At 39.2% G+C, this 26,306-nt stretch carries 22 protein-coding genes and 3 pseudogenes; 8 read left to right on the forward strand and 17 right to left on the reverse strand.

Going from position 1 to position 26,306, the window contains the following annotated elements:
- Nucleotides 1-295 precede the first annotated feature (295 nt).
- The 4 genes and pseudogenes from RI196_RS18660 to RI196_RS16580 form a co-directional block, all read right to left on the reverse strand.
- On the reverse strand, nt 296-574 hold the full coding sequence (locus tag RI196_RS18660) for a transposase (protein ID WP_375338768.1): 279 nt from the start codon (nt 572-574) through the stop codon (nt 296-298).
- Nucleotides 575-715: 141 nt separating this feature from the next.
- Nucleotides 716-2,764: a DUF2357 domain-containing protein gene (locus RI196_RS16570; protein WP_311066570.1), complete on the reverse strand. Its 2,049-nt coding sequence runs from the start codon at nt 2,762-2,764 to the stop codon at nt 716-718.
- A gap of 9 nt (nt 2,765-2,773) precedes the next feature.
- Complete coding sequence (locus tag RI196_RS16575) at nt 2,774-4,945, reverse strand: McrB family protein (RefSeq protein WP_311066571.1); 2,172 nt, start codon at nt 4,943-4,945, stop codon at nt 2,774-2,776.
- 479 nt (nt 4,946-5,424) lie between these two features.
- Nucleotides 5,425-7,568: pseudogene (locus RI196_RS16580) on the reverse strand (type I restriction endonuclease subunit R); the annotation flags it as partial.
- Here RI196_RS16580 and RI196_RS18755 point away from each other — a divergent pair.
- Both RI196_RS18755 and RI196_RS16590 read left to right on the forward strand, forming a co-directional pair.
- Entirely contained in the window at nt 7,458-7,991 is a 534-nt protein-coding gene (locus RI196_RS18755; RefSeq protein ID WP_445206688.1) for a recombinase family protein, read from the forward strand. The pseudogene RI196_RS16580 and the gene RI196_RS18755 overlap by 111 nt on opposite strands.
- Nucleotides 7,992-8,006: 15 nt before the next feature.
- Nucleotides 8,007-8,249, forward strand: a complete 243-nt coding sequence (locus tag RI196_RS16590) for a DUF4368 domain-containing protein (protein WP_311066572.1) — start codon at nt 8,007-8,009, stop codon at nt 8,247-8,249.
- Between the two features lie 604 nt (nt 8,250-8,853).
- On the opposite strand, the gene RI196_RS16595 is transcribed toward RI196_RS16590, so the two are convergent.
- Together RI196_RS16595 and RI196_RS18665 are read right to left on the reverse strand one after the other, a co-directional pair.
- Complete coding sequence (locus RI196_RS16595) at nt 8,854-9,078, reverse strand: hypothetical protein (protein ID WP_311066573.1); 225 nt, start codon at nt 9,076-9,078, stop codon at nt 8,854-8,856.
- A gap of 163 nt (nt 9,079-9,241) precedes the next feature.
- Nucleotides 9,242-9,442, reverse strand: a complete 201-nt coding sequence (locus RI196_RS18665) for an IS3 family transposase (RefSeq protein ID WP_375338769.1) — start codon at nt 9,440-9,442, stop codon at nt 9,242-9,244.
- Between the two features lie 363 nt (nt 9,443-9,805).
- On the opposite strand from RI196_RS18665, the gene RI196_RS16600 reads away from it, so the two are divergent.
- A complete protein-coding gene (locus tag RI196_RS16600; RefSeq protein ID WP_130156622.1) occupies nt 9,806-10,219 on the forward strand; it encodes a DUF4304 domain-containing protein in 414 nt (137 codons plus the stop codon).
- A gap of 713 nt (nt 10,220-10,932) precedes the next feature.
- Here RI196_RS16600 and RI196_RS16605 read toward each other — a convergent pair.
- From RI196_RS16605 to RI196_RS16615, 3 genes and pseudogenes are all read right to left on the reverse strand, one after another.
- Nucleotides 10,933-11,316: a DUF3147 family protein gene (locus RI196_RS16605; RefSeq protein ID WP_066250805.1), complete on the reverse strand. Its 384-nt coding sequence runs from the start codon at nt 11,314-11,316 to the stop codon at nt 10,933-10,935.
- A gap of 15 nt (nt 11,317-11,331) precedes the next feature.
- Nucleotides 11,332-11,679, reverse strand: coding sequence for a DUF3147 family protein (locus RI196_RS16610; RefSeq protein WP_066250803.1), 348 nt, complete (start codon nt 11,677-11,679; stop codon nt 11,332-11,334).
- Nucleotides 11,680-12,141: 462 nt separating this feature from the next.
- A pseudogene (locus tag RI196_RS16615) lies at nt 12,142-12,501 on the reverse strand (phosphomannomutase/phosphoglucomutase); the annotation flags it as partial.
- Between RI196_RS16615 and RI196_RS18670 the strand changes: the two are divergent.
- From RI196_RS18670 to RI196_RS16630, 3 genes and pseudogenes are all read left to right on the forward strand, one after another.
- Nucleotides 12,496-12,603, forward strand: a pseudogene (locus tag RI196_RS18670) (IS3 family transposase); the annotation flags it as partial. The pseudogenes RI196_RS16615 and RI196_RS18670 overlap by 6 nt on opposite strands.
- A gap of 453 nt (nt 12,604-13,056) precedes the next feature.
- Nucleotides 13,057-13,401: an efflux RND transporter permease subunit gene (locus RI196_RS16625; protein WP_311067372.1), complete on the forward strand. Its 345-nt coding sequence runs from the start codon at nt 13,057-13,059 to the stop codon at nt 13,399-13,401.
- Between the two features lie 269 nt (nt 13,402-13,670).
- Complete coding sequence (locus tag RI196_RS16630) at nt 13,671-13,946, forward strand: hypothetical protein (RefSeq protein WP_311066574.1); 276 nt, start codon at nt 13,671-13,673, stop codon at nt 13,944-13,946.
- A gap of 139 nt (nt 13,947-14,085) precedes the next feature.
- On the opposite strand, the gene rlmD is transcribed toward RI196_RS16630, so the two are convergent.
- Nucleotides 14,086-15,462, reverse strand: coding sequence for a 23S rRNA (uracil(1939)-C(5))-methyltransferase RlmD (rlmD, locus tag RI196_RS16635; RefSeq protein WP_311066575.1), 1,377 nt, complete (start codon nt 15,460-15,462; stop codon nt 14,086-14,088).
- Between the two features lie 180 nt (nt 15,463-15,642).
- Here rlmD and RI196_RS16640 point away from each other — a divergent pair, with 180 nt between their 5' ends.
- Nucleotides 15,643-15,798: a Fur-regulated basic protein FbpA gene (locus tag RI196_RS16640; RefSeq protein ID WP_082829588.1), complete on the forward strand. Its 156-nt coding sequence runs from the start codon at nt 15,643-15,645 to the stop codon at nt 15,796-15,798.
- A 196-nt stretch (nt 15,799-15,994) separates the two neighbouring features.
- On the opposite strand, the gene RI196_RS16645 is transcribed toward RI196_RS16640, so the two are convergent.
- The 4 genes from RI196_RS16645 to gatC form a co-directional block, all read right to left on the reverse strand.
- Nucleotides 15,995-16,924, reverse strand: a complete 930-nt coding sequence (locus RI196_RS16645) for a diacylglycerol kinase (protein WP_063388805.1) — start codon at nt 16,922-16,924, stop codon at nt 15,995-15,997.
- Nucleotides 16,925-17,193: 269 nt separating this feature from the next.
- A complete protein-coding gene (gene gatB, locus RI196_RS16650; RefSeq protein ID WP_144597463.1) occupies nt 17,194-18,624 on the reverse strand; it encodes an Asp-tRNA(Asn)/Glu-tRNA(Gln) amidotransferase subunit GatB in 1,431 nt (476 codons plus the stop codon).
- A 13-nt stretch (nt 18,625-18,637) separates the two neighbouring features.
- Nucleotides 18,638-20,095, reverse strand: a complete 1,458-nt coding sequence (gatA, locus tag RI196_RS16655) for an Asp-tRNA(Asn)/Glu-tRNA(Gln) amidotransferase subunit GatA (RefSeq protein ID WP_311066576.1) — start codon at nt 20,093-20,095, stop codon at nt 18,638-18,640.
- 16 nt (nt 20,096-20,111) lie between these two features.
- Nucleotides 20,112-20,402 carry an Asp-tRNA(Asn)/Glu-tRNA(Gln) amidotransferase subunit GatC gene (gene gatC, locus RI196_RS16660; protein WP_063388808.1) on the reverse strand — a complete coding sequence of 97 codons (291 nt, stop codon included), beginning with the start codon at nt 20,400-20,402 and terminating at the stop codon, nt 20,112-20,114.
- 273 nt (nt 20,403-20,675) lie between these two features.
- On the opposite strand from gatC, the gene RI196_RS16665 reads away from it, so the two are divergent.
- On the forward strand, nt 20,676-20,834 hold the full coding sequence (locus tag RI196_RS16665) for a YjcZ family sporulation protein (RefSeq protein ID WP_082829587.1): 159 nt from the start codon (nt 20,676-20,678) through the stop codon (nt 20,832-20,834).
- A gap of 84 nt (nt 20,835-20,918) precedes the next feature.
- Here the strand turns inward: RI196_RS16665 and RI196_RS16670 are convergent, their stop codons facing one another.
- From RI196_RS16670 to pcrA, 3 genes are read right to left on the reverse strand one after another with little or no spacing between them, the layout of a single operon-like run.
- A complete protein-coding gene (locus RI196_RS16670; protein ID WP_066250778.1) occupies nt 20,919-22,070 on the reverse strand; it encodes a CamS family sex pheromone protein in 1,152 nt (383 codons plus the stop codon).
- A 15-nt stretch (nt 22,071-22,085) separates the two neighbouring features.
- On the reverse strand, nt 22,086-24,089 hold the full coding sequence (gene ligA / locus RI196_RS16675) for an NAD-dependent DNA ligase LigA (protein WP_066250775.1): 2,004 nt from the start codon (nt 24,087-24,089) through the stop codon (nt 22,086-22,088).
- 26 nt (nt 24,090-24,115) lie between these two features.
- On the reverse strand, nt 24,116-26,296 hold the full coding sequence (pcrA, locus tag RI196_RS16680; protein WP_311066577.1) for a DNA helicase PcrA: 2,181 nt from the start codon (nt 26,294-26,296) through the stop codon (nt 24,116-24,118).
- Nucleotides 26,297-26,306: the final 10 nt, after the last annotated feature.

Consider the following 26,306-nt stretch of genomic DNA (forward strand, 5'->3'; position numbering starts at 1 on the left):
GATCGCAGATATCGAGAAGTAGCAGTGTTCACCTAATTCGTTTTTGATAAGGAAAGGACATTGGGGAACAAGCCAAATCAGCCATGACATTGAAACATGATTCCAAAACCGAGGAGGTTCTTTTGGGAAGTTACTTTTCCCCCGGTAATGTTCAAGCATCGCACAAAAGAAAACCTATACGGATTGATAAGAAAGGAAAAAACGGATCATTCGTTGTAACAAAGGGGATGCACGAAATAGCGCGTACATACCCTTAATTGCTAAATATCCATATATCGGAAGGGCTATAGACGTTTTACAAGCACCTCGCAACGATCCACACGTGCCTATTTGGGGTGACATCAAGAATATTGCGAAGAAAGTGCGTCTGCCACCGCTGCCGTGTCACTGCTTGGAGCTGCTGTTCAATGGCCCGCACCGCCCTTTTTGCTGTTCTGAGACGACCTAGCCTACAACCTTTTAGTTTAGCATGCAAAGATTTCGCTCCAGCTCGACTCGCTCCGCTGTTTCCGATTTGTAGACCAAGAAATTCCCGATATTCTTGCTCATTGATCCCTGAAACGGATATACGCATTCATGCAATGATCGTTGATTCCAGTCCCAGTTGACGGATCAAGCCCCTTGCACAGCGGACAGACCATTGATTTGAAAAATGAAGTTACACAACTATTCTTCAGTGTGATTTTTTGAATTGGCTCTGGTCTCAACTTTGAATTCAGGTAATAATTGTTCCTTTCAAAATATTTTCTTGTATACTGAAAGATAACAGATGATTTGCAGTTTTATTACACATTGGACAGTGAACATCCCAATTATTTTTAACTTGTAGATTATAGTTATTAGTTGGATATTTATAAAGAGGTCTTGGATATTTGTAAATCCTGCCGTTAATTGTAGTGCTTCTCAACCCCCTGTTATTGTAAAAACAAGAACTACAAAAATTAGCAACCCAAACCTCTTCACATTCTTGACAAATATACGTTGTCTTCCATCTTAATTTGTTTCTGTAAGGTTCCCTTTCTTCCCTTATCCCATCTATTTCTTTTCCGCATTTTGGGCAACAATTTTCAAAATGACTACATTCATGCAACAATCTTTTCAGATAAATACTTAAATTCTTATTTTCAGATGGAGTGAAATAAAAATGTGTAAGTTTGTGTTGATGACCACTTGGATTTAACGTTTGATGCTTAATATTCCAATTCAACGAGTCTACATCAGTATGAACTAGCGTAGCCGATTGTAAATGAATATGGGGTGTATTACGAAATAAATTATTTAAATAGCGAGTCCCCGAACGTTCTAAATCATCTAGAATTGCTTTTCGACTTCTCGGCATTTTGCTGTAGCATTTATATTTTGCATCTAATGTATGCATGTACCACTTCTTTTTCTTTTTATTATAGAAGCCAATAACAAAATCAGGTTTATATCCTATGTCATCGAATGTATAATCATAGCAAAGCAGGATATCAAATGGCCTGTCCATTAATCTAAATCGCTTCTTATATCCGCTAATCGTTTTTTGATTTATGTACTTTTCCTGTACATCTTTCATAAATTCATTCGGATTTACACCCCATTGACTCATTTGCTCAATGATTTTTAATAAAATCCAAATCTCATAAAGTGTTGGCGACTTTACTATTGACTGAATAAAAAGCCGAAATGTCTCCGATAAACGGGGAGATAAATTTTCATATGCAACATAAATGGAATAGAGTTCACTATAAACAGGATGCATGCGAAAAAGATGTGTCTCTTCTATGACTTGTGGCTCGCATTGCAATAAGGGTTGGTTTAATAGCTCACTAACCTTATCCTTCATTTCTCTCCATATACAAATCCTGCGTTGTAACTTCTCACAATCAGAGCGCACAATTTCGATAAGACTACGAAAATTTGATGACAAAGAGGAAGACTGCTCCATCTTTTCTACTTCTTCTAGTTGCTGTAGCTCGTTTTGCAACGAACTCAACTGTTTTTGTTCAGCAGTTAACTCCATGTCGATTCGTTGCTGAAACTCTTCTACCATAAACCGAATCATACGATGTTCTTTTATATCTGTTGTTTTCTCGCTTATAAGCGCCGTGACTTTTCCATTTTTTCTAATTTCATTTTCAATAATCATAGAAGTCGTCCACTTTTTTACTTGATGTAGATTGATTTTCTTTTCAACCTGAATCAATTCTTGTTCAGGCATTTTTAAAATCTCATTAAAACAGTCGAAAAATTGATCAAAGAGTTCTTGAAATTGTTGTTGTGGATAAAGAGGCATTTGTACTCTTCTCAAACAATTCTGATCATTATAATCAATTTGCGCAAGATCATAGGAGAACAATTCAAATAATCTTCGAACCTCCTGTTGCATTTGTTGATATTCTTCGATAGACATGGTTCCAGGAGTAATCATGACTGTGGCTTTCGTTATCTCATTACCATCTTCATCATACGCAATAACATCAAAACTGCCGCCTGCATTAATCCCAAAGATACTGTCTGTTGTTTTAGGAAAGCCGTCTTCCATCCATTCTTTTTCCTTGTGATACCAAATACCTGATTCCTCATCGAACGTTAATCGGGCAACTTCTATATCAAATTGTTTCACAACAATTCGGCTTGCGTTCTCAACACAAACACCAATTTGGGTCATTCTTTTCTTAATCTTATTATATTCACAAGTAAAATACGTACTTCCGTCAAATTGAAGTTCATCATAGATCACTAATCGATCTTTTTCCTTTGCGACATGGTAAAGCTTCACCTTTTCCACCTACCAAAACGTCACTGTGTGTTTTGCCTCTAACATAACCTTTAATCTTTGATAAGATCGTGAATAAGGACTTAATTCGTTTAGGACTTTATTGTAAATCTTGTCGAATTCTGATCTTTTTATTTCAATTCTAGGTAGAATTTTTCCTAAAATAATATAATCAATTAATTCTTCGTGTTCCTCTTTATTTTTGGCATACTTTAAAAAGTTACGAACATGTTTAATTCCTCGACTATTTAGTGAAGCATTCGGATAATCTTCAAATAATTTTGATATTTCTTCAATTTTCTCAACCGTATCGTTTACAGCTGTATCGTCTAGGAACGGTGATGTAAATGTCTCGTAGTCCATCTTGATCTTTCCAGTTAGCGTTTTCAGCTTCTTTTTTATTTTTTCTTTTTCATCAGATTTCAAGTGTCCCACTTCAAATATAAAGCTTCTATCTATCACTTTTGGGCTTAGTGGTTTTACAGTATGATCCATATTTAACGTGCCAACAAAACGGACATTCTCAGGTATCTTAAATACAGGTGGATATAGCCTTATTAATTCTTCAGCACTTTTTCGTTGTTCAACACTCGCTCTTTCATCACTTAAAATAAACTTTGCAATTTCCAAATACCTTTTTGGATATAAATGAAGTACTGGTGTTTTCTGCTCACGTGCGCTTAAGATCTCTGAAAAATAGTATTCAATATGAGCTAAGTTCATTTCATCCAAACAGATTAAAAACAGTTTTGATTGATTTTGTTCCTGCGCTGCTTCAGCTAGTGCTTCCATAAACGGAGTGGGAACAAATGTTTTATCTATCGGATGAAAATATCCCAACAAATCTTGTGTATCAGTCCAGCTAGATTGCACTGGTATCATACGCACTTCTACATTTTCAACTGCTCTTCCCAAAGCTTGGACAATACTGGACTTCCCCGTTCCTGATGGCCCTGCAAGTAACGTTAAGATATTCGCTTGTAAAGAATAAATAAAAGTTTTTATAATCTCTTCCTTATAGATTAAATGTTGATCATCATTATAATAAAATAATGATTGTAAATGCGAGATAAATTGTTCAGGTTCATACTCGATCACTGTATAAGTCTCATTTTTATTTGGGGTGGTCTGCTCTTCAATCTCGATCATTTCATCAATTTTTTTCATTATACGATACCATTCTCTACGCTTTTCATCGAGTTCTTTTTCTTCTATTAACAATTTTTCCTTTTCTTTTCTTATTTCATCCCTTTCTTCTAACAATTTTTGACGTATATCACTACTTATATCTAATAATTTTTGCAATATTAATGTTGCGATCTGTTCATCGTTTTTATCATCTATTCCAAAGATTTTACGGATTTTCTCCATATATTGTTCAATATATTCATTGTCAACAAATTCTGAGAGTGCCTGCTGTAATGTTTGTGGAAGAATTTCTGCTCCATCGAAATCCACATACAACAATGTATGCATATATCGTTCACTTTTGTTATCAGTAAAATAAGCAGCTACAATATCCCCTACTTTTATTCGTTCCTTATCTTTTAATGTGTCGATCGAACGTGACAATTCCCATTCAGAATCTAGAAAAGGATGGGGTAACATTTCAACATCTCCATTTTTATTTAAATGAATCGGTACTCCTATGATTTGCTTAGTATCTATATTTACTATCTTTAATAATAATCTACCATTTAGATATTTTTTAAATTCAGTTACAAACTCGCCAACCAATTCGCTATTTAATGAGTTATTACGATATGCTTCTAACAATTTATTTTTTAAATCACCGATCTGATTATTAAGCCAATTCAAATACTTTTGACGCCCACTAATAGAAAAAGTATCTAGATATTTTCGATTAAATCCAAGCATTCCTTGCAAGATCAAATGATCTTTTAGCTCTTTTATAGAGTTGATCTCCTGATGTTTAATCGCGTCTATTAGCTTTTCAAGAATATTCCCCCAATCTTTTATCGTATCAATATTCATTTCTATGTTCTCAAAATACGTTTTAAAGTTTTTCTTTCTTCGATTCTTTGTCCCTTCCCTTATAAATAAAATTACTTTTTCAATCACATCAATATCAATTATATTCTCTTCATTTAGTAAGAAATTTTGCATATCCTGAAACGAGTCAACATAACTCAGTAATTCTTTATCTTCTGTTATTTCCGTCATAACAATCCCTCCCGATAACTACTTCTTCCTAACAAACATAAACTATTGGTTGAGACCCTTGAATGTTTCTTTTGCCTGATATAATGCTCAGTCTGCTATTTGTGTAAATAACTTCTATTTATGTACTTTTCTTACTTCTCCATTAACAGTAGAGCTTTAATCTATTCAATTCTATCCACCAATTTCTTAGTTACTATCACTACCATAATTTACAACCACTATTTTAGTACAAAAGTCCAATAACAACAAATCACCCATATTCGACCTATATTCTCACATTAGCACCCCTCTCAAATAAAATCATCTGATTCGTTCCAAGAGAGAACAAGATCGAGATGCTTCGTCTCTGCGGAAGAAACATTTTCCTCTGCCATGTTTCTTGAAACTCCCCTCTTTTCGCAAATGACTTAAACCCCAACTTATTTAGGAATATAATGCTGTTTATCAAATAAGTCTTTGTGACTATAATAGTGGGTATGGTAAATGGCCATCTGGTCGCGGTGTTCGTGCAGATAATGTTCCACCTTTTTCCGATAATTTTTCAGATCATTGACATTAAACATCGGACCGTTTTCTTTGACCTCTAAAACTTGGTTTTTAAAGTTCGTATAGTAAATTTTTTGCGTTTCTTTTTCAAGGAATTTCACTAAATCACGCAACGCTTCGCGAACGGCTTCCAATTCGAAAATATCGGCTTCGCTCCAAAACTCTTCCGTCTGCACCTTTTCGATGATGTATTTTTGTTCCATCACTTGAGGAATAGAACCGAGTTTCGACAACGCCTCTGCGGTGCGAATCACACTCCGAATCGTCTTCGTCGCATTTTTCGTTTGCAGCTTCGCCAGCTCAATCGTATACATAAGCAAATCAAAACGTTTCGCCAATTCATCATCGTTTAGCGGAACAATCAGCGGCGAAATATGTTCTTTGATTTCATTGACATCCATCGCTGTTAAGGAATCCCATTTAGCCCGATTTTTAAACTTGTGTACGTATTGAATATGTTGGCGTACGAGGAAGTTTTCTTCGTTTAACTTTATTGATTTCCGCTAGCACCTCGTCAATCAATTCATTGCGATAGGCAATATACTCTTCTTCTTGGTATTGTAAATGCTGCAGTTCTTTAATGATTTCGATTTTGGCATTAAATAGACGCTCCGTTAAGCTTTTCACCGCTTTTCCTTCGATTCCTTTCGGATTTTCCCGGAAAAACTCAAAGTTGCCGCAATAGTCAAAAATAAGGAAATGCGTTTTATCTTGCCCGGCTCCGAATAAATCTTTGCATAAACGGGTTCCGCGACTGGAGTGGATATTCCGAAAGTCGTCAACCTTGTGTTCTTCAAGAAAGTACGATCCAAACCAAAGTTTTGGCAAATGATTGGAAAATCATCGATTAATGTTTGGTAATAGTTCACGCTGTTATCAATGACTCGTGCAAAGCCGCCCTTGTATTCAGGGAACAATTGATCAAAGCGCTCCACAATTCGTTCCGCATGGCGATGGTTTTTCGCCAAAATAATCGTTTTGCCGAGTTTGTCCCCGCCTTCTACGCGAATCCCTTTTTCCATTAAATTTCTCAGTACCGTATCAATCGTATCGTCATTAAACAACCATTCATTTAACGCGGCACTGTCAATATCCTCGCCTACTTCATCATCAAATGTTTCTTCGTACCGTTCTTTTTCTTCATCAGATAACTCATCGTAATGAATGCCTTCTTCGAGAAACTTTAGTTTTGTTTCAATGGTACGATAATCCACTAAATAGCCATCTTGAACCGCTTGATCTAACTCATAGGCATAGGTCGGCACACCGTTTTCCAGATCAAACACTTCATACGTATTGCAGTCAATTTCGTCTTTTGGTGTGGCGGTAAGCCCAAGCAATATCGCGTCAAAATAGTCAAAAATAGCCCAATATTTCTTATAAATATTGCGATGGGATTCATCGACGATAATTAAATCAAAATGCCCGACGGTAAAGAGGCGTTTGCCGTCTTTTCGTTTCGCTTCGTCAATCGCGTTCATCATCGTCGGGTACGTCGAAAACACCATGCGGCTTTCCTCTGGATTGTCTTTGTTATCGAGCAAATTGCAAAGCGTCAAGTTCTGCAACAAATGGCTAAAGCTATTTTTCGCTTGCGTTACAAGCGTTTTGCGATCCGCTAAAAACAAAATATTTTTTACCCAATTGTGGCGAGTGAGAACATCGACAATCGAAATCGCCGTCCGGGTTTTGGCGCTCCCCGTCGCCATGACAAGCAATGCTTTGCGCCGTTTGTTCTCGAGCGCGTCGCATACGGCTAAAACTGCTTCTTTTTGGTAATAGCGATTTGTTATGTTGTCATTGATTTGCACATTTTTTAGCGGCCGCTTCATCATGCGGCTTTTACAATAAGCAAGCTTAATTCTTCCTTATTGTAAAAGCCGGAAACTCTCCGCGCCGGATAGTTCAGATCGTCCCAAATATACGTTTCAAAACCGTTTGTGTAAAAAATGATTGGACGTTGGCCGTGCATTTTTTCAATGCAGTCGGCGTACAATTTCGCCTGTTGCTTTCCTTTGTTCGGGTCAGCGGTTGTTCGTTTCACTTCGATAACCGCAAGCGGCTTACCGTTGTCGCCAACAAACGGAAAAAGGCGTCTGATGAGGAACTAATTATTATTCCAAACGCTCATGAGCCGATTATTCCAAGAGACGTATTTGAAGCTGTACAACATCAGATGAAATTACGGTCAAAAACAATCCCTGCTCCAAAACGGCACCTATTTACGAATATCGCCTATTGCGCTGATTGCGGCAAAGACATGTGGTATCGCTCAAATCATAAAGTTATATGTGCGGTGGATATGCCAGATTCGGCAAAAAAGCTTGTAGCAGCCATGTCATCAAAGAGGAAGTACTTAAACAGACCATCATTCATGACATCCAGTCTCTCATGCAGCAAATTGATAAAGAAACTGGATAAAATAAACAAGAAAATTGACGCCTTAAAAGCACGAAAACGCAAATATATCGAGCTGCTCGCCGATGAAAAAATCACTTAAGAGGATTATCAAGATATGATTGAGGCAAATAGCAAAGAAATCAATGAGCTTGTCATTTCAAAAAAAGAACTTGAATCTTTGTTATCAAGCCATAAAGTTGTCGAGAATATCCAAAAGTTGAAGCAGGAATTGGTCCAATTTTTAAACTTTGATGAATTAACACCGGAAATTTTGCATTGTTTAATTGATCGTATTGAAATTAAAGCGAATAGAACTCCAAAAATCTTTTATCGATTCTCCGCCCCGAAAATTGAATAGAAGCAGGAAATTTTTAATTATTTCCTGCTTCTTTTTTTAAAACCATCTTCGCCACACACTCCACATGTCTTGAGTGGTAATCGCAGATAAATCGATTTAGCAGTGTTTACCTTAAAATGGTCAACTTTTAATCTTACCGGTTTACTTCTAAATACCGGAGTTATATATTTATTAATGTTTTCAATAATAAGGTCTAATGCTCTTTTTAGTAACAAAATTAATATAAATAGACAAAATTTCACTAAACAGGTTCGTAAATTTATTACTCAGTATTTCTTTTATCAATTTTTTAGTTTTCTTTACAGATTCCTCCTTTTTCTGTTTCCTCTTCTCTTTCTTTTTCCTTATATGTGTAATGACCCCTTCTTTCATTCTAGCTAAAATAAAGTTTTACTACGAAACTCATATTTTTTACTTTTTTCCTATTTTCAATTGTACTTTTGACTATAAGATGCTGTGAATTGTAAACGTAAAATAATTTCCACCTATTATGGAGGGGATCACTTAGCGCTTAGTTTAATCTACATTAAAATGTTATTATTTTTTGGAGTAAAATATTTTATTTCAAGCTGTGAATAGTTTTGTACAGCAAGTTATTGACTTATTAAAATTCCCTTTGTCCCTCTACCTTCAACATTTCCTTATCTATAATATCTACTAATTCTTGACTACTATATATATACATAACTACCTCTTTATCCTCGTCTTCAATTTGTATTTCAACTTGAATTCGTATTTTTGTCTGTTTTCCTTTATAAGTCACATCAAAGGTTCCAAACTCTATGAGCTTATTATCTTCATTTGTTCTTTCTATTTCCTCTTGAATCAATTTAATATCTGATATTAGGTCAATAAAGTAGACACAAAAATTTATAAATTTTTTAGCAGCTAGCGCGCTATCGCTTGGTGGTCTTTTAAAAATAATTACGACGTTTCCTAATTATTTTTAAAAGGTAAATTTTCTGGTCTAACTATTCTATATAATATGTTCATTAAGCTCCCTTTTTATAGTACATACGTTCGCATTCGGATGGCGAAAAATACTCTGTTGCGGAGAGAATACGTTTATTGTTGTAAAATATTTCTATATACTCAAATATGCTCTTTTTTGCTTCCTCCAAAATATAACGAACAGTTTGACGCTTAAAGTCTTCCTCGTACCGCCTTTGTTTTTTTGTCATGTAGAACCTCATTTTTTAATCTATTATTACTATAATAATCTGTGTCTACTTTTAGTCTAACATCAGTTATGTTACATTAACTAAAACAATAAAAAACAGATTGATAAAGACTACTTATTAATAAAAGATAAATCTGTAAAGGATGTTAAAGGGGCTAAATGGCATTTCTTTAGAAGTGATAAGACAGGTAAAGTCGGTGCAAGTAAGTCTGTAAAAGATTATTTGAAATCTAAAGGAATTTCCTATAAAATTTATGATTAAAAATAAAGGGATTCCTAACAACAATTTTTCTCAAATGCTAAGGAATCCCTTTATTTTTAAAAGACATTTTCATAATGAATGACTATATGTTAAAAATGGAGGGACATCATTAACATGTCTACAAAAGCCCGTCAAACTATGACAAATTCATTAAAAAATATTGTTGTTCCATATTTACGAGAACATGGTTTTAAAGGGTCATTTCCCCACTTTAGAAGACAAAATGAAGATAATATTGACCTCATTACTTTTCAATTTAATCGTCATGGTGGATCTTTTGTAGTAGAATTAGCTGTTTGTCCAGCAGATGGAGTTACAATGAGTTGGGGAGAAAAAATCCCCCCAAATAAAGTAACGGCACATGATGTAAATGACCGATATAGACTTAGTGAAAATCCAAATGACCCAGATGCTCGATGGTTTAACTATGAGGCTGCAAAGAATCAAGAAGATTACGATTTAGTAGCAAAAAAAGTTAAAAACTTACTACATGTCTCAGATCCTAATTGGATAAAAAGTCTATTTTAGATTCCCCTTAATTAATCCTGCCGCGAGCTGAACTGTAAGCTCGATGCTCTCAGGCAGGTTATTGGTAATAAGTCCACTATGTCGGTAGTGATCTGGGGCAGGGCTTCTACAGCTTGGGAAGCGCGTTAGAGCAAAACCTCAAGGTGTTCTTGTTCTTTAAAGACTAACGTCACAATTTCTTCATCGGATCATTTACCAGTCGAAATGAAAGCAGAAATCAATAGGTTTTAGAATTACTGTCTCAACTTAACATAGATCCTCTGTAGGTATGCCTCTAAGCCGGGAATTCAGATAATCTGTACAACTAGCCGGCATGCCCTCCACTCATGTAAAGTTTCTAGAACAGATCACTTATGATTGGTGTGCAGCATCATTTAGCGGTCTATCTGCTTGACCTTAATTTCGTTGTCCAGTTTTTGTATATTTAAAAAATTCTGATGTTAAAATCATAATTATTGAACGAGAGAACACTTTCTAAAATACTGTTTTTCTTTGAATTTCTTCGATTTTCACAAGGATACATCCAGAATGGACTCAGAAATCAGTATTGGATCTTGAATATATTTAACCATCGTCCCCCCTATCACTCCAACTTTTTAAAAGAAAAGAACGATTTTTTCATGACACACAAAAAACCCGGCACGTTCGTATCGTGCCAGGTTTCTATATTCGCTACTCATGGTTCCATTGGCTTTTTGCTCTGCGCCTCTTTATCAATGTTGCGACTTGATGCTTGATACTCTGCTTTCCTTTTTATGATCTCGCATGTATACAAGGAATAACGAACTTGCAAACCATGTAATTAAACCAAAAATAAAACTTCCCCACCAATTGTGTGTAAATTGCAGGGAAAATAGCACAGCTAATACACAAATAAAACAACCGACCATTCCATAAACTGATCCTTGCGCTGTTTTTGCTGCTTCTTTAGATCCGTTCTTCGTGCCAACCATCATCACGGCAACGACCATAACGGCTGGGAATGCCGCGAAAATCCCCCCGATAACTTTCCATGGCAACAGTTTTGCCGCTTCATAACTTAGTACAACTGCAGAGCCACCAAATAAAAAACGGAAAAATAAATCACGTCCGTCCATAAAAATCACCTTAACTTAGAAATATCTTGAAATAAAAGCATAAGCAATGGAAACAAGAAACCATCCAGCTAGCGATTGTGCAAGCCCGCGTTTCCAACCTTGCTTAGTGCAAAGATAAACGACCGCTATTGCACACATAATATTCATGAACATCCCGACAACTGCCCCTTGGGATAGAACAATCGACTTTTCCACTAGCTCACCGCCTTTTACATCTAAGCGAAGTGTCAATAATGCCGCGAAAAATACAGCAGGAAAGGCCGCAAAAATTCCTCCGACTTTTGATCCTAATTTTCTTGAGATAATGGTAGAAGCGACGACCGCGCCTCCGCCTAATAAAAATCGAATAACAATTCCACTCATCGATAATATCTCCAAGACAGATTCATCCTTTCTTTGGCGACCAATCTAGCGGAATAAATATTATTTTTGTATATTTGTTTGTGAATATTTTCACGTATATATTGTAAACGATGATAGTACAAACATTTGTGAACTTTTATTTAATTTTTTGATTGTAACGCTTACACTTCCAAAGTTGTGGCAAATATTTGAATAAAACTTAATGGTTTCAAAGTCTTTCTTACTTTCAACCACGACACTTGTTGTTTTCATCCTTGTAGTAATATAATTTACAGTAAATCCATTTAGCCATCTTATGAAAAACGTAATGCAAGCATTCAAAAGTATGGCAACTGATGATGACAACATTTTTGTTTTCTCTTCTAAATTATAACTGTCAAGAAAGAAAAACGGCGCTGATCCGAATAGCATGAGTTGTTCGGATCAGCGCCGATACGAATCGTAATCCAATTGTGCCCCGCCTCACCATGGGATAGTCAAGTTAAGCGGTGGCTCGCCGAGTGCGTCAGCCAACTTCTGTTTGATGTCGGCTAATGCCTCCGGTGACACGGCTTCAGCGCGCAGAACAAGGATTAGCTGCGTGTTCGACGGACGTACCAGCCCCCAGCCGTCTTTGAACTGAATGCGGGCACCGTCCACGTCCACGACCTCGTGACTGCTCGCAAACCGCTGTTTGACCACGGCGATGGCTTCCGCCTTCTGCTCCTCCGGGCAAGGCATGCGTTTCTCCGGAGTGGCGTGATACCGCGGGACATCTGCAAATAGCTGCGACAGCTTGCGGTCATCGTTGGAGAGTATGCGCAATAGCCGTCCCGCCTCAAAACAGAATTTGTTAAGGGTAGATATTTCGAAAATTTAGACCAATTGAAACTGGAATTAGATGATTATGTTCATTGGTTTAATCATGTTAGAATACATGGAACACCAGAAGGTTCCCTTTACCCGGAAGATATGGATTTCTCCATAACGGACTCTGCTGACCTTGAAAGACTTAATAAAGAAAACTGGAAGATCATTAAAGGGTACTATCCAAAGGTGAAGAATGAGAATAAAAATAATTTAATGTAATGTATCTTCAGCAGCTCTCTTAAGACAAGGTGCGAACTCTTATTTAATTTAAAAAAAGGGGGACTATCCCTTCAAGCAGATTTCTACTTGTGGGTCAGTCCCCTTTTTTATTTGCAAGCTGAACTTCGCAATTTCATTAGAATATTCATCCAAAACCAGAAATGATTATTAAACGGGTAAGTGATATTAGGTTAATTTAAGAAAAACAAGTTGAACTTCCTCCATACCACTTTGGTCTTTTATTTGAAAAGCAATCAAAGAAACTTATTTTACCCATTCCAAATATTTTAAAAGGCAGGTTCAATTTTGATGACACGATTAATTGAAGGAGCAATGAAACGGTCGATTTTGATTCTGACATGCGTTGTCCTGATTATGGCATGGGGGGCGTTGTCAGCTTTTCAGATGCAGCGTGATTACCTCCCGTCAATAAACAATACTGCACTTATGGTAACGATACAGGCGGACAACTATCAAGCTGATCAGGTCAAACAGATGATTACCGAAAAAGTCGAGGAAGCTGTCCGATCTGTTGATAAGCTTGACTATATGGAAACAAACTCGTTTGATGGCGGTTTAATGGCGAGCCTCTATTTTCCAGGCCATACCAATATGGAAAAGGCGGAAAATGAAGTAAAGACGGCCGTTGAATAAATCAAATTGCCGGACGGTGTGAAAACACCTTTGGTTACACGGGTCAGTACTAACTCTTTTCCCGTGATGCGATTAAGTTTGACGAGCCAATCAGAAAAAATCGATGAAAATCTGCGTGGTACAGACATAACCGCAAAGGATATATTTGCGGTAAGTATGCCAAACACGGAAATATAGCTTGTAGCCATCATGCCATTAAGGAACAGCAACTAATTGAAACTATCCTAACAGACCTAAAAAGTATTTACAAAAGTTTCGAACACCTTGATATGGAAAATCAAATAAAAAATAAAGTCCATGAGTTACAGAAAAAGAACGCAGTCCGACTACAAACCATTGAAAAGCAAATACAAAAACAAATGGACTTGAAAAGAAATGCCCTGAAAAAGTTCATCGGTGGAGATATTTCACAGGAAGATTACCACGACTTTGTTTCTATGGTACAAGATAAGTTACAACATCTAGAGATGGAAAAGTCAACGATAAAACAAGTAATGGTTGACAGTCAGTCACCACTGACTTATCAACCATCAGAAAGCAAGTAGATGAATTTCTATCCTTCAAAACCCTTACTACTGAAATGGTGGTTTTACGGTTTATTGAACGGATACAAGTAGATAAAACCAAAATGTTAAAATTTACTACAAGTTTGCGCCGATTGAGTGTGTAAAAGTTTAAACACGCTCAATCATTTTTTAACACTAGCCGTGAAACGCACTCCACATGCGCCGTATGCGGAAACATGTCGACTGGCTGGACTTCTTTTGTTTCGTAGCCGCCTTGTTCTAGGATGGCAATGTCGCGCGCTAATGTCGCCGGGTTGCAGGAGACGTAGACGACTTTTTTTGGTTTCATTGCTATAATTGTTTGAAGCAGTGAATGATCGCAGCCTTTTCGAGGAGGATCCACGACGATGACGTCTGCGCGAATTCCTTGTGCATGCCATTTGGGCATGATCTCCTCTGCTTGACCGACGGCAAATTCAACGTTCTCGATGCCGTTTAGTTTTGCATTTCGTTTGGCATCTTCAATGGCATCGGGCACAATTTCCACGCCGTACACTTTTTTAGCTTTTTGCGCAAGGAAGAGTGAAATCGTTCCGATCCCGCAATAGGCGTCGATGACCGTTTCTTCTCCGGTAAGTTCGGCGTATTCTAACACTTTTTCGTAAAGCACCTTCGTCTGTTCAGGGTTCACTTGGTAAAAAGAGCGTGCGGAAATGGCAAACTTAATTGATCCGATATAATCATATATATATTCCAAACCCGAAAGCAGCTTTGTTTCTTCGCCAAATATGACGTTTGTCCGTTTCGGGTTTATGTTTTGGACAATCGATCGAATGTTTGGAAATTTAGCGGTAATTTCAGCTAAAATTTTCTTTTTATGTGGAAAATCAGCTGTTCGGGTAACGAAAACAAGCATCGCTTGCTTTGTTTGATACCCGTAGCGGACAACGATATGGCGCAGCCATCCTTGATGGGTTTGTTCGTTGTAAGCCCGGATGTGATAGCGGTTCAATATCGCTTTAACTTCTCGGACAATTCGATCGTTTTCCGTCTGCTGAATGAGACATCTCTCCATATCGATAATTTCGTGCGTTCTTTGCTGATAAAAGCCTGCAATCAGGGCGCCTTCCCGCTCCCCGATTGGAACCTGTGCTTTATTTCGATAATTCCAAGGATCGCTCATTCCGATCGTTGGATGAACCGTGACTTTTTCTACATCCACTTTTCCGATGCGGGCAAGCGTTTCTTTTACTATTTTTTGCTTATGGCGCAGTTGGCCGTCATAGCTTACATGCTGAAGCTGGCAGCCTCCGCATTGTTTGTATATAGGACAAGGCGCATCTGCCCGATCGGGGCTTGTTTCCGATAATTTCATGAGACGTCCGTATCCATAGCCTTTTTTTACTTTGACAACTTTGACTGTTCCCTTTTCTCCAGGCAAAGCATTCGGGACAAATAAAGGAAAGCCGTTGATTTTGGCTACTCCTGCCCCGTCATGTGTTAAATCTTCAAACAATACATCGTAATAATCATTTTTCTTCACTGGTGCTTCCATGTTGTTTTCTTCCTTTTTGATCAGAATGGACTGAAAAAATTGTATCACAACCGTAAAAATGACCCAAGTGATTTTATTATTGTCATAATAGGAAATACTATTGTAATGAAAATATAAAAGGGCGGCACGTAACATTGGTTGATGAAAAAGCGTCTATATTAGCTGAAGGAGTGAATTTACATGGATCAAAGTTTTAAAGAGTCACTCATCGAACAGCTTATTGCCAACGGTGTTTACAAAGGGGAAGATGGACAACAATTATATGAATTGAACGTCATTGAGTTGTTAAAACTTGTCAATAAAATTGAAAGCGATCATTACCATTATGGAAAATAAAAATTTCGTTTTTCCAGCTTGAAAGCAAGGCTGTAAAAACAGCTGCACCTTTCTTTCATTACATTTTGTTTAACAAGCTGCCTGCAAAGCTTTTGCAGTGTTTTTTTTAAGCAAAATGTTGCAGACAAGTCATATAAATCGTTGAAATTAGCGCGGGGAGCCGCATTTCATCTATTCAAAAACGGTAAAGAGCAGCCTATTCGCTGCTCTTTTCAATTGGCGCGTTTTTTTCTGCTTTTTCTTTCGACATGATGATCTCAATATATTGATACAGGTTTTCAAATTCAGCAGGCAGGAGTCCTCCGTATTCGCCGTCCAAGTTTAACTGCATTTTGTCTTCTGTCTTTACTTTTATCCGATTGGCTTTTGTATAAATTACATTTTCACTGTGAATATGCTCGCCTTTTAATGCCAAGCTGGCAAGGCGAATAAACTCCGCGAGGCTGACTTTTTTCAAAATCAGTAAATCAAACATGCCATCATTTAAAATTGAGTCTGGAGCCAATTTTTCAAACCCTCCGACCGAATTTGTCAAGCTGATTAAAAACAGCATGATCTCTCCTTGAAACAGCTTGCCATCATATTCAATTTCCACCTCTGTCGGATGGATGGAAGGGAGCATTTCAATGCCCTTTAAATAATAAGCAAGCTGTCCTAAAACGGTCTTTAATTTGCTCGGAACGTCATAAGTAAGCTCTGTTAATTTTCCGCCGCCGGCAATATTAATAAAATATTGGTTATTCACTTTTCCAATGTCTATTTTCCTTTTTACGCCGTTCAGCAGCGTATCGACTGCATGCAAAATATTGTCGCGGGGAATGCCGATTGCACGGGCAAAATCGTTTGTAGTTCCGACGGGGATGATTCCGAGCGTCGGACGATTTTCCATGACTGCGAGCCCATTCACAACTTCGTTCACCGTACCGTCTCCACCCGCAGCGATAATGAGGTCAAACCCGCGTTCAGCAGCCTGTTTCGCTGCATTTGTCGCATCTCCTTCACCGGTAGTAGCATGGCACGATGTTTCATAGCCGGCCTCTTCAAATTTAGCAAGAACTTCAGGGAGCTGTTTTTTGAAAGCCTCTCGACCAGATGTGGGGTTATAAATGATTCTTGCGCGTTTCATTCACATCATCCTATACTATCCATTTCTATTGTAAAAATAGAATCATTAATAGATTATTCCTTTTTGCCAAAACAAACAAGTTTTTTCTATCATTTGTGTTCATTTATACTATTTTTGTCAATAAACGTTTATTCTATTTTTATTTTGATAAAACTGTTCGCCATTTAAACACTTTTTTCAAATTCCAGCTTCAAAAATTCACGGATGGGTTTTATTTCCATTTTACTATAAATAAAACACCCAGCTGCTAAGCTGAGCGTCTATTAAAATTATCGTTTCTTTATTTCTTGTAATAACAATTTGTTTACTAATTGCGGGTTGGCTTGCCCCTTCGTTTTTTTCATAATTTGACCGACTAGAAAGCCAATCGCTTTATCTTTTCCGTTTTTAAAGTCGATAACCGATTGCTCATTTTCATCCAATGTTTCGATTACAAGCTTTAAGATGGCACCTTCATCAGAAATTTGAACAAGCCCTTTTTCTTTCACGATTTTTTCAGGGTCTCCACCTTTTTCAATCAGCTCTTTGAACACTTTTTTCGCGATTTTGGAGGAGATGGTTCCATTTTCGATCAGCTTGATCATTCCTGCAAGACTTTCCGGGGTGAGCGCCACTTCAGACAACTCTTTTTGCTCTGCATTTAAATATGCTGATACTTCTCCCATCAGCCAGTTAGAAGCTTGTTTCGCATCAGCTCCGGCTTTAACTGTTGCTTCAAAGAAATCAGACATTTCTTTCGTCATTGTCAGCACTTTAGCATCATACGCTGGGAGTCCAAGCTCTTCAACATATCGTTTTTGGCGCGCATCCGGCAGCTCCGGAATCGATGACCGGACTCTTTCTTTCCACTCATCATCAATGTAAAGAGTGACTAAATCAGGTTCAGGAAAATAACGATAATCGTCTGATCCTTCTTTAACGCGCATTAAAATCGTTTTCCCTGTAGCCTCATCAAAACGGCGTGTTTCTTGTTGAATGACGCCGCCGGATAAAAGCACTTCCGCCTGACGTTTTTCTTCATATTCGAGCCCTTTGCGCACAAAGTTAAATGAGTTTAAGTTTTTCAATTCTGTTTTTGTGCCAAATTCTTTTTGTCCGATCGGGCGGAGCGAAATGTTTGCGTCACAGCGAAGAGATCCTTCTTCCATTTTACAGTCGGATACGCCAGTATATTGAATAATTGATTTTAATTTTTCCAAATATGCATAGGCTTCTTCAGGTGAGCGGATGTCCGGCTCTGATACAATTTCAATCAGCGGTGTTCCTTGACGGTTAAAGTCTACAAGAGAATAGCCGTCGCCAGTATGCGTCAATTTGCCAGCATCCTCTTCTAAATGAAGGCGCGTAATGCCGATTTTCTTTTTCTTTCCGTTCACTTCAATTTCAATCCAGCCGTTTTGACCGATCGGCTGATCATATTGGGAAATTTGATATGCTTTCGGGTTGTCCGGATAAAAATAGTTTTTCCGGTCAAACTTTGTATAAGTAGCCACTTCGCAGTTCAATGCCATCGCAGCTTTCATTGCGAATTCAACGGCTTCTTTATTTAAAACGGGCAAAACTCCCGGGTATCCGAGGTCAATGACCGTTGTGTTTGTATTTGGTTCAGCACCGAAAGCGTTTGGTGCACTGGAAAAGATTTTCGATTTCGTTTTCAATTCCACATGTACTTCAAGTCCGATGACCGTTTCAAAGTTCATTAGTTCTCACCCCTTACAGTTCCGGTTTTTGTTTATGGAAGTCTGTTGCTTGTTCGTATGCATGGGCAACGCGATAAACGGTGCTCTCGTCAAAATGCTTGCCGATGATTTGCAATCCCAGCGGCAGGCCGTTGGCAAATCCGCAAGGTACGGAAATAGCAGGAACTCCAGCAAGGTTCACATTGATTGTTAAAATATCGTTCGCATACATCGTGAGTGGATCGTCAATTTTTTCGCCGATTTTAAATGCTGGAGTCGGGGTTGTCGGTCCGATGATGACGTCATATTTTTCAAAAACGTCTTCAAAATCTTTTTTAATAAGCGTGCGCACTTGCTGCGCTTTTTTGTAATATGCATCATAATATCCAGAGCTTAATGCAAATGTACCGAGCATAATGCGGCGTTTTACTTCATTTCCAAAGCCTTCCGCGCGTGTTTGTTTATACATATCGATCAAGGTTTCAGCGTTGTCGGAGCGATAGCCGTAGCGGACTCCGTCAAAACGGGCGAGATTCGCAGATGCTTCGGATGAGGCAAGCAAATAATATGTAGCAATACCGTATTTGGAATGCGGCAAAGATACTTCTTCCCATTCTGCGCCCAATCCTTCGAGTACTTTTAAAGCAGCCAGTACGGACTCGCGCGACTCACGGCTTACCCCTTCACCTAAATACTCTTTCGGAACCGCAATTTTCAGCCCTTTAATATCTCCAGTTAAAGCGGATATATAATCAGGAACTTCCACATTTGCACTTGTGGAATCCATTGGATCAAGACCTGAAATGACTTGAAGAAGGTAAGCGTTGTCTTCAACAGTTCTTGTTATCGGTCCGATTTGATCTAATGAAGACGCGAATGCGACTAATCCGAAACGGGAGACTCGACCATATGTAGGCTTCAAGCCAACAACCCCGCAGAATGCTGCCGGCTGGCGAATCGAGCCGCCTGTATCAGAGCCTAGTGCAAACGGAACTTCTCCTGCGCTGACAGCCGCTGCGCTGCCGCCGCTGGAACCGCCTGGAACCGCTTCTAAATTCCATGGGTTTTTCGTCTTTTTAAATGCGGACGTTTCAGTGGATGATCCCATCGCAAACTCATCCATGTTTAATTTGCCGATCGTAATCGCTTCAGCTTCTTCCAGCTTGCGCATAACCGTTGCATCATAAATTGGGTCAAAGTTTTCAAGAATTTTGCTTGCACAGGTTGTGCGTAAATTCTTTGTCACAATGTTATCTTTAATCCCTATCGGCATGCCAAACAATAAACCGTATGTATCTTTTTTTCCTATTTCATTATCCAGTTGTTTTGCTTTTTCCCGGGCTCGTTCTTCATCGAGGGTTAAGAAAGCTTCTACCTTTCCGTCGACTTCTTGAATGCGCTTGTAAGACTCGTCGACAAGATCGGAGACGGAAATTTCTTTTCGGTGCAGCATTTGTTTTAATTCAGATATTTTATGATCAAACAGAGCCATGTTCGCTTCGTCCTCCTTACTCAAGAATGGCTGGTACGCGGAATTGTCCGTCTTTTTGGTCAGGAGCATTTTTCAACGCAACTTCCCGTGGAAGACCCGGCTCAGGTTGATCTTCGCGCATGACATTTTTCATATCCAAAACGTGGGAAGTTGGTTGAACGTTCTCCGTATCCAATTCATTTAACTGCTCAGCAAACGTTATAATCGCGTCAAGCTGATTGGTAAACATCTCTGCTTCCTCTTCCGTAATTGCCAAGCGGGCAAGATGCGCAACATGTTTTACTTGTTCTTTCGAAATGCGTGACATTCCAATTCACCTCCACTTTTTCGAACACACTGCAATACTCTGATAATATCAAATTTTAGCCAGATAAAGCAACACCCCCGAAATGTTGAAACAATATTGCACGAAGGCAGGCTGAAAAAAGCCCCTCTTACAGATGATTTTCTTTTCATATGTAATTTTCAAAACGTCGAAGGACTTCAACCAAAAATTCAAATATAGGTACATTCGTCCAAACGTTTTATTCATTCGTGAATATAAAAATATTGTACGGTACATTATTCGGAGGTGAAAAACATGAGTTTTGGATTCGGTTCTTGTCAAGGCTACGGTTACGGAGGATATGACGGCGGATTCGGGTACGGTGGTGGATTCGGACACGGCGGCGGATTTGCCCTTATAGTAGTATTGTTCATTTTGTTGATCATTGTCGGTACTGCTTTTGTAAAGTGGTAAACACCGTTTAACCAAATGCCCGCCAAAAAACGATCAATATAAAGGTGATTTCAAAATCCCCCCTTTTTGAAATCACCTGTTTTTTTATTGAAAAACATGAACTGTCGGTTTGTCCTGCCCTGGCTCTCTAACGATGAGCGCTTCCGGACCTCTTGAAGAGTTGATGGTCACTTCCAGAGAAATATAGTTTTTGTAATATTCCACAACTTTTCCAGTTAAAAATTGCGTAAAGGCTATGACCTCTGTTTTTCCGTAAAACTGAACCGGTATTTCTATTTTCATTTGCTTCATTTCACCGTCTTGATAAAAAGCCTTCCCAATGACGCCTGTGTAGTTAGGGAAAAAGTCTTCAATATCTCCTTTTAAACGTTTAAATGTGTTGGCATCATCCGGTTTTTTCTTTGTTCCCTCTTCAGATGGGAAAAAGTAATACTCTTCGTTAATATTTTCCCACTTTCCGATATTTTCGCTTCCGCCATCAACGATTGTTCTTGCAAAAAAGTGCCCTGGAACAATCGAAGATTTAGGCGCTTGTTCGTAAAGGGAAACGACAATCGGCACTTTTTCTAATCCTTCTATATCTCGAAGCCTCTTCACAACCACTTGTGCGATTTCCTTCCCTTTCTTTTCAATGGTGGCCTTGTCTATTTTATTTTCTTTTTGGATGCCGTCTTCCGTGCGGTAATAATAAACAGAATTCAAGGCCAAACCGATCGACACTCCGCCAAGCTCAAGTGTTTTTTCATCTTTTTTTACAAGGTAATTATGTTCAAGTATATGCGTTACATAAATGGGGCTTTTTTCGGAGCTTTCTGGCGGATTTAAACCTTCATTTTTGAAAGATTTATCCTTTTTTTTCGCTTCTTCCAAATCTTTTCCTTCCAGCTTGCGGCTAAGCCAGTTTTGGACAGTTTTTTTGTCTAAATATTGTCCTTCTTGAAACACATATTTATCCGTTGGAAACTTGTCGCTGGCCATCCGCATAAGACCAGTTTCAAATTCATCAACATCAAATCTTGTATTGAGATTGCTTGCCACAAGCCCTCGCGCTTCACTCGTTTTAAAAGGCACGAGCATCTTATAATAATCTTCCGAAATTCTGTATTTCGGAATAATTGCTTTTTCTTCCGTTGATTCTTCCGTCTCTTGTACAATTTGCTCCGGTTCTCCAATGTCCTGCGAGCATGCACTGAGCACAGCCATGCACGCTGCCGCTATGATCAAAAGTTTTTTCAAGGTACCTTCCCTCTCCTATTTCCTTAGTTCTTCAAGTAAACGAGACTCATCCCAAACCTCTATGTTTAATTCGCGAGCTTTTGCAAGCTTGCTGCCGGCATCTTCACCAGCGATTACAAGATCTGTTTTTTTGCTCACACTGCCAGTAACTTTTCCGCCTCTTGCTTCAATTTGTTCTTTTGCTTCATTGCGGGACATTTCAGCAAGCTTCCCTGTTAAAACGATTGTCTTACCGGCAAAATACGAATCCCCTTCATCTGAATTTGTCCGTTTCGGACCTTTATACGTCATATTGACGCCGAACGACTTTAATTCTTCAATCAATTCTTTTACTTCAGGCTGTTCAAAAAAAGTAGCGATGGAATCAGCCATTTTTTCTCCGATTTCCGGTATGTTGATTAATTGTTCTCTTGTCGCGCTTTGCAGCCGCTCCATTGTTTCAAAATGCTCTGCTAAAATCTTGGCGGCTTTTTCGCCGACATAGCGAATGCCTAAACCGAATAAAAGGCGCTCCAGCGAATTTTCCTTCGACCGTTCAATCGCGTGCAACAAATTATCCGTTGATTTTTCACCCATCCGTTCAAGCTGAAGCAATTGGGGTTTTGTTAATTTGTATAAATCCGCTACATCTTGAATCAAGCCTTCTTTAAACAATTGGGTGATGACGCGCTCCCCTAGTCCTTCAATATTCATCGCATTTCGGGAAACAAAATGGATGAGACCTTCGCGAATTTGCGCCGGACATTTTGGATTAATGCATCTAAGCGCAACTTCTCCTTCCAACCGGACCAGCTCGCTATTGCATTCTGGACAGTGCGAAGGCATCCGAAAATCCTGTTCATTGCCTGTTCTTCTGTCAACAAGAACATTTACAATTTCAGGAATGATGTCCCCGGCTTTTTTCACGACGACGAAGTCCCCAAGCTTAATATCTTTTTCCCGAATCAAATCTTCATTATGAAGGGAAGCTCGTTTGACGGTTGTCCCGGCAACCTTTACAGGCTCTAAGATCGCTGTTGGGGTAATGACGCCGGTGCGTCCGACAGCGAGTTCAATATCCAGCAGCTTCGTCACCACCTCTTCTGCCGGAAACTTATAGGCAATCGCCCATCTCGGGCTTTTCGCAGTTGCCCCAAGCGCTTCCTGCTGACGCAAACTATCAACCTTAATTACAACTCCGTCAATATCATACGGAAGCTGAGAGCGCTTTTCCAACAATTGATCAAGCAGCTCGATCACTTCGTCGATGTTTTTGCATTTTCTGCGTTCACGATTTGTTTTAAAGCCGAGTTCATCAAGCAAGTCCAATGCTTCACTATGAGAAGACACTCCGGTATCGCCAAGCTCTGCTATGTTATAGACGAAAATATCTAAATTTCGTTTCGCGGCAATTTTTGGGTCTAGCTGGCGCAAGGAACCAGCGGCAGCGTTTCTCGGATTGGCAAACGGAACTTCCCCTTTTGCAATGCGCTCCTCATTTAATTTCTCAAATGATGCTTTCGGCATAAATGCTTCTCCGCGCACTTCCATCGATAAATTTTTCTTTAGTCTCAAAGGGATCGAGCGGATCGTTTTTAAATTTTCCGTGATATCTTCCCCGGTCGTGCCGTCTCCTCGTGTTGATCCTTGTACAAACAGGCCGTTTTCATATCGAAGGGAAACCGCAAGCCCGTCAATTTTCAGCTCCACTACATATTCGACATCCCCAACTGCTTGGCGGACTCGCCTGTCAAAGTCACGCAAGTCCTGCTCATTAAAAGCATTTGCCAAACTTAGCATCGGCACGCGGTGCGCCACTTTTCGGAAAGCATCTAAAACAGCGCCCCCCACCCGCTGGGAGGGAGAATCAGGGGTTTTCAGCTCTGGATATTTTTCTTCAAGTTCTATTAGTTCTCTCATGAGGCGGTCATACTCTGCGTCAGGAACAGACGGATTGTCAAGAACGTGATATTCATAATTATATTGATTCAAAAGCTTGTGCAATTCTTTTACACGGTTTTCTGCCGTACGTTTGTCCATATGTGTCAATTCCTTCCTTCAAATAGTTACTGTACTTTTTCAATTGGTGCAAATTTAGCAAGCAACCGTTTTATGCCGACAGGACTTGGAAATGCCACGTCAAGTTCTTGATCCTCCCCATCGCCTTTCACTCGGACGACAACACCGACACCCCATTTTCCGTGCACGGCTTTATCACCTACTGACCAAGCCTTTACATCTCCTCCCGTTGATTTCGCTCCGATTGTTCTATTTAGTTTCGGCTTTGGAGATTTCTTTTCATTTAAGTCTTCTAAAACCTCTTTCGGCATCTCTTCAATAAAACGAGATTCCGGGTTCATGTTTGTTCTTCCAAAAAGGGTCCTCATTTTCGCATTTGTTACATACAATTCTTCCTCTGCCCGCGTTATCCCCACGTATGCCAGCCGGCGCTCTTCCTCCATTTCCGCCTCTTCCATCAAAGCTCGGCTGTGAGGAAATACACCTTCTTCCATCCCGATCATAAATACAACCGGAAACTCTAAACCTTTTGCCGAATGGATCGTCATCAATAACACGGAATCTTTCTGCTCCGATTGCTCTTCATCAATGCGGTCAATGTCCGCAATCAAGGCCAAATCCGTTAAAAAGGCGACAAGGCTTTTGTCCTCATTTTGTTTTTCAAAGTTTTGAGTTACAGATAAAAATTCATCAATGTTCTCTAAACGACCTTGGGCTTCCAATGTTTTTTCCTGCTTAAGCATCTCCCTGTAGCTGGTTCTGTCAAGAATCTCTTCCACAAGCTCAGTAACGGACACATAGTCTTGCATTTGTGACAGCTGCTGGATCAATTCACGGAATTCCGTCAACACTTTCATAGCACGAGTGCTGACCCCGATATGTTCCATTTCTTCTAAAGCAGCAAACATCGAGATGCCTTGCTGGGCTGCATAATTCATTATTTTTTCAACGGTTGATGCCCCGATGCCCCGTTTCGGAACATTGATGATTCGCACCAAACTAATATCATCATTCTGGTTTGCCACTAGACGCATGTATGCAAGAATATCCTTGATTTCTTTCCGGTCATAGAACTTTATGCCGCCGACAATTTTATAATCAATATTCGATTTTAACAGCACTTCCTCTATGACACGGGACTGTGCATTTGTACGGTACAATACAGCAATATCGGAAAGTTTTCTTTTGCCCGATTGGACGAGCTCTTGAATTTGCTTGGCGACAAACTGGGCCTCCCCAATTTCGTGATCAGCCCGGTAGTAAACAATTTTTTTCCCCTCAGGGTTTTCCGTCCATAAATTTTTCGGCTTTCTGTTCATATTATTTTTAATGACTTCATTGGCCGCATGCAAAATACGCTTGGTAGAACGATAATTTTGTTCAAGCAAAATCACTTTAGCGTTCGGATAATCTTTTTCAAACGATAAAATGTTTCCGATGTCCGCCCCTCGCCAGCGATAAATCGATTGATCCGAATCGCCGACAACACAAATATTTTGAAAACGGGATGCCAGCATCTTTACAAGCGTGTATTGTGCGCGGTTTGTATCTTGATATTCATCAACATGAATGTATTGAAATTTCCGCTGATAATATTCGAGTACTTCTGGAACACGTTGAAAAAGCAGTATCGTTGACATAATGAGGTCATCAAAATCAAGAGCTTGGTTTTTCAACAATTTTTTTTGGTAGTCGATATAGATATCGCTGACAATTTGCTCCCACACATCTCCTGCTTGACGAGCAAATTCCTCCGGGGAAATGAGATCGTTTTTCGCGCTGCTGATAGTGCCGAGAATAGCTCGAGGATCATATTTTTTAGGATCAATGTTTCGTTCTTTTAAAATCCCTTTGATGACAGACAATTGGTCTGATGTATCCAATATCGTAAAATTGCGATTGACGCCGATCCGGTCAATATCTCGGCGAAGGATTCGCACGCACATCGAGTGAAAAGTGGAAATCCATATTTCTTCAGCGCCAGGGCCAAGCAGTTGTTCAATCCGGTCTTTCATTTCCCTCGCTGCTTTATTTGTGAAGGTAATAGCAAGAATATTCCAAGGTGCTACCCCTTTTTCTGCCATTAAATAAGCGATCCGGTGGGTGAGAACCCTTGTCTTGCCGCTGCCTGCACCCGCCATGATTAAAAGAGGGCCTTCCGTATGCTTCGTCGCTTTTTGCTGCTGTTCATTCAAACCTGAGAGGAGCTGCTCAGTCAAAAAATGCATTCAACACTCA

Source organism: Aeribacillus composti, assembly GCF_031760945.1.
Lineage (GTDB): Bacteria > Bacillota > Bacilli > Bacillales > Aeribacillaceae > Aeribacillus > Aeribacillus composti.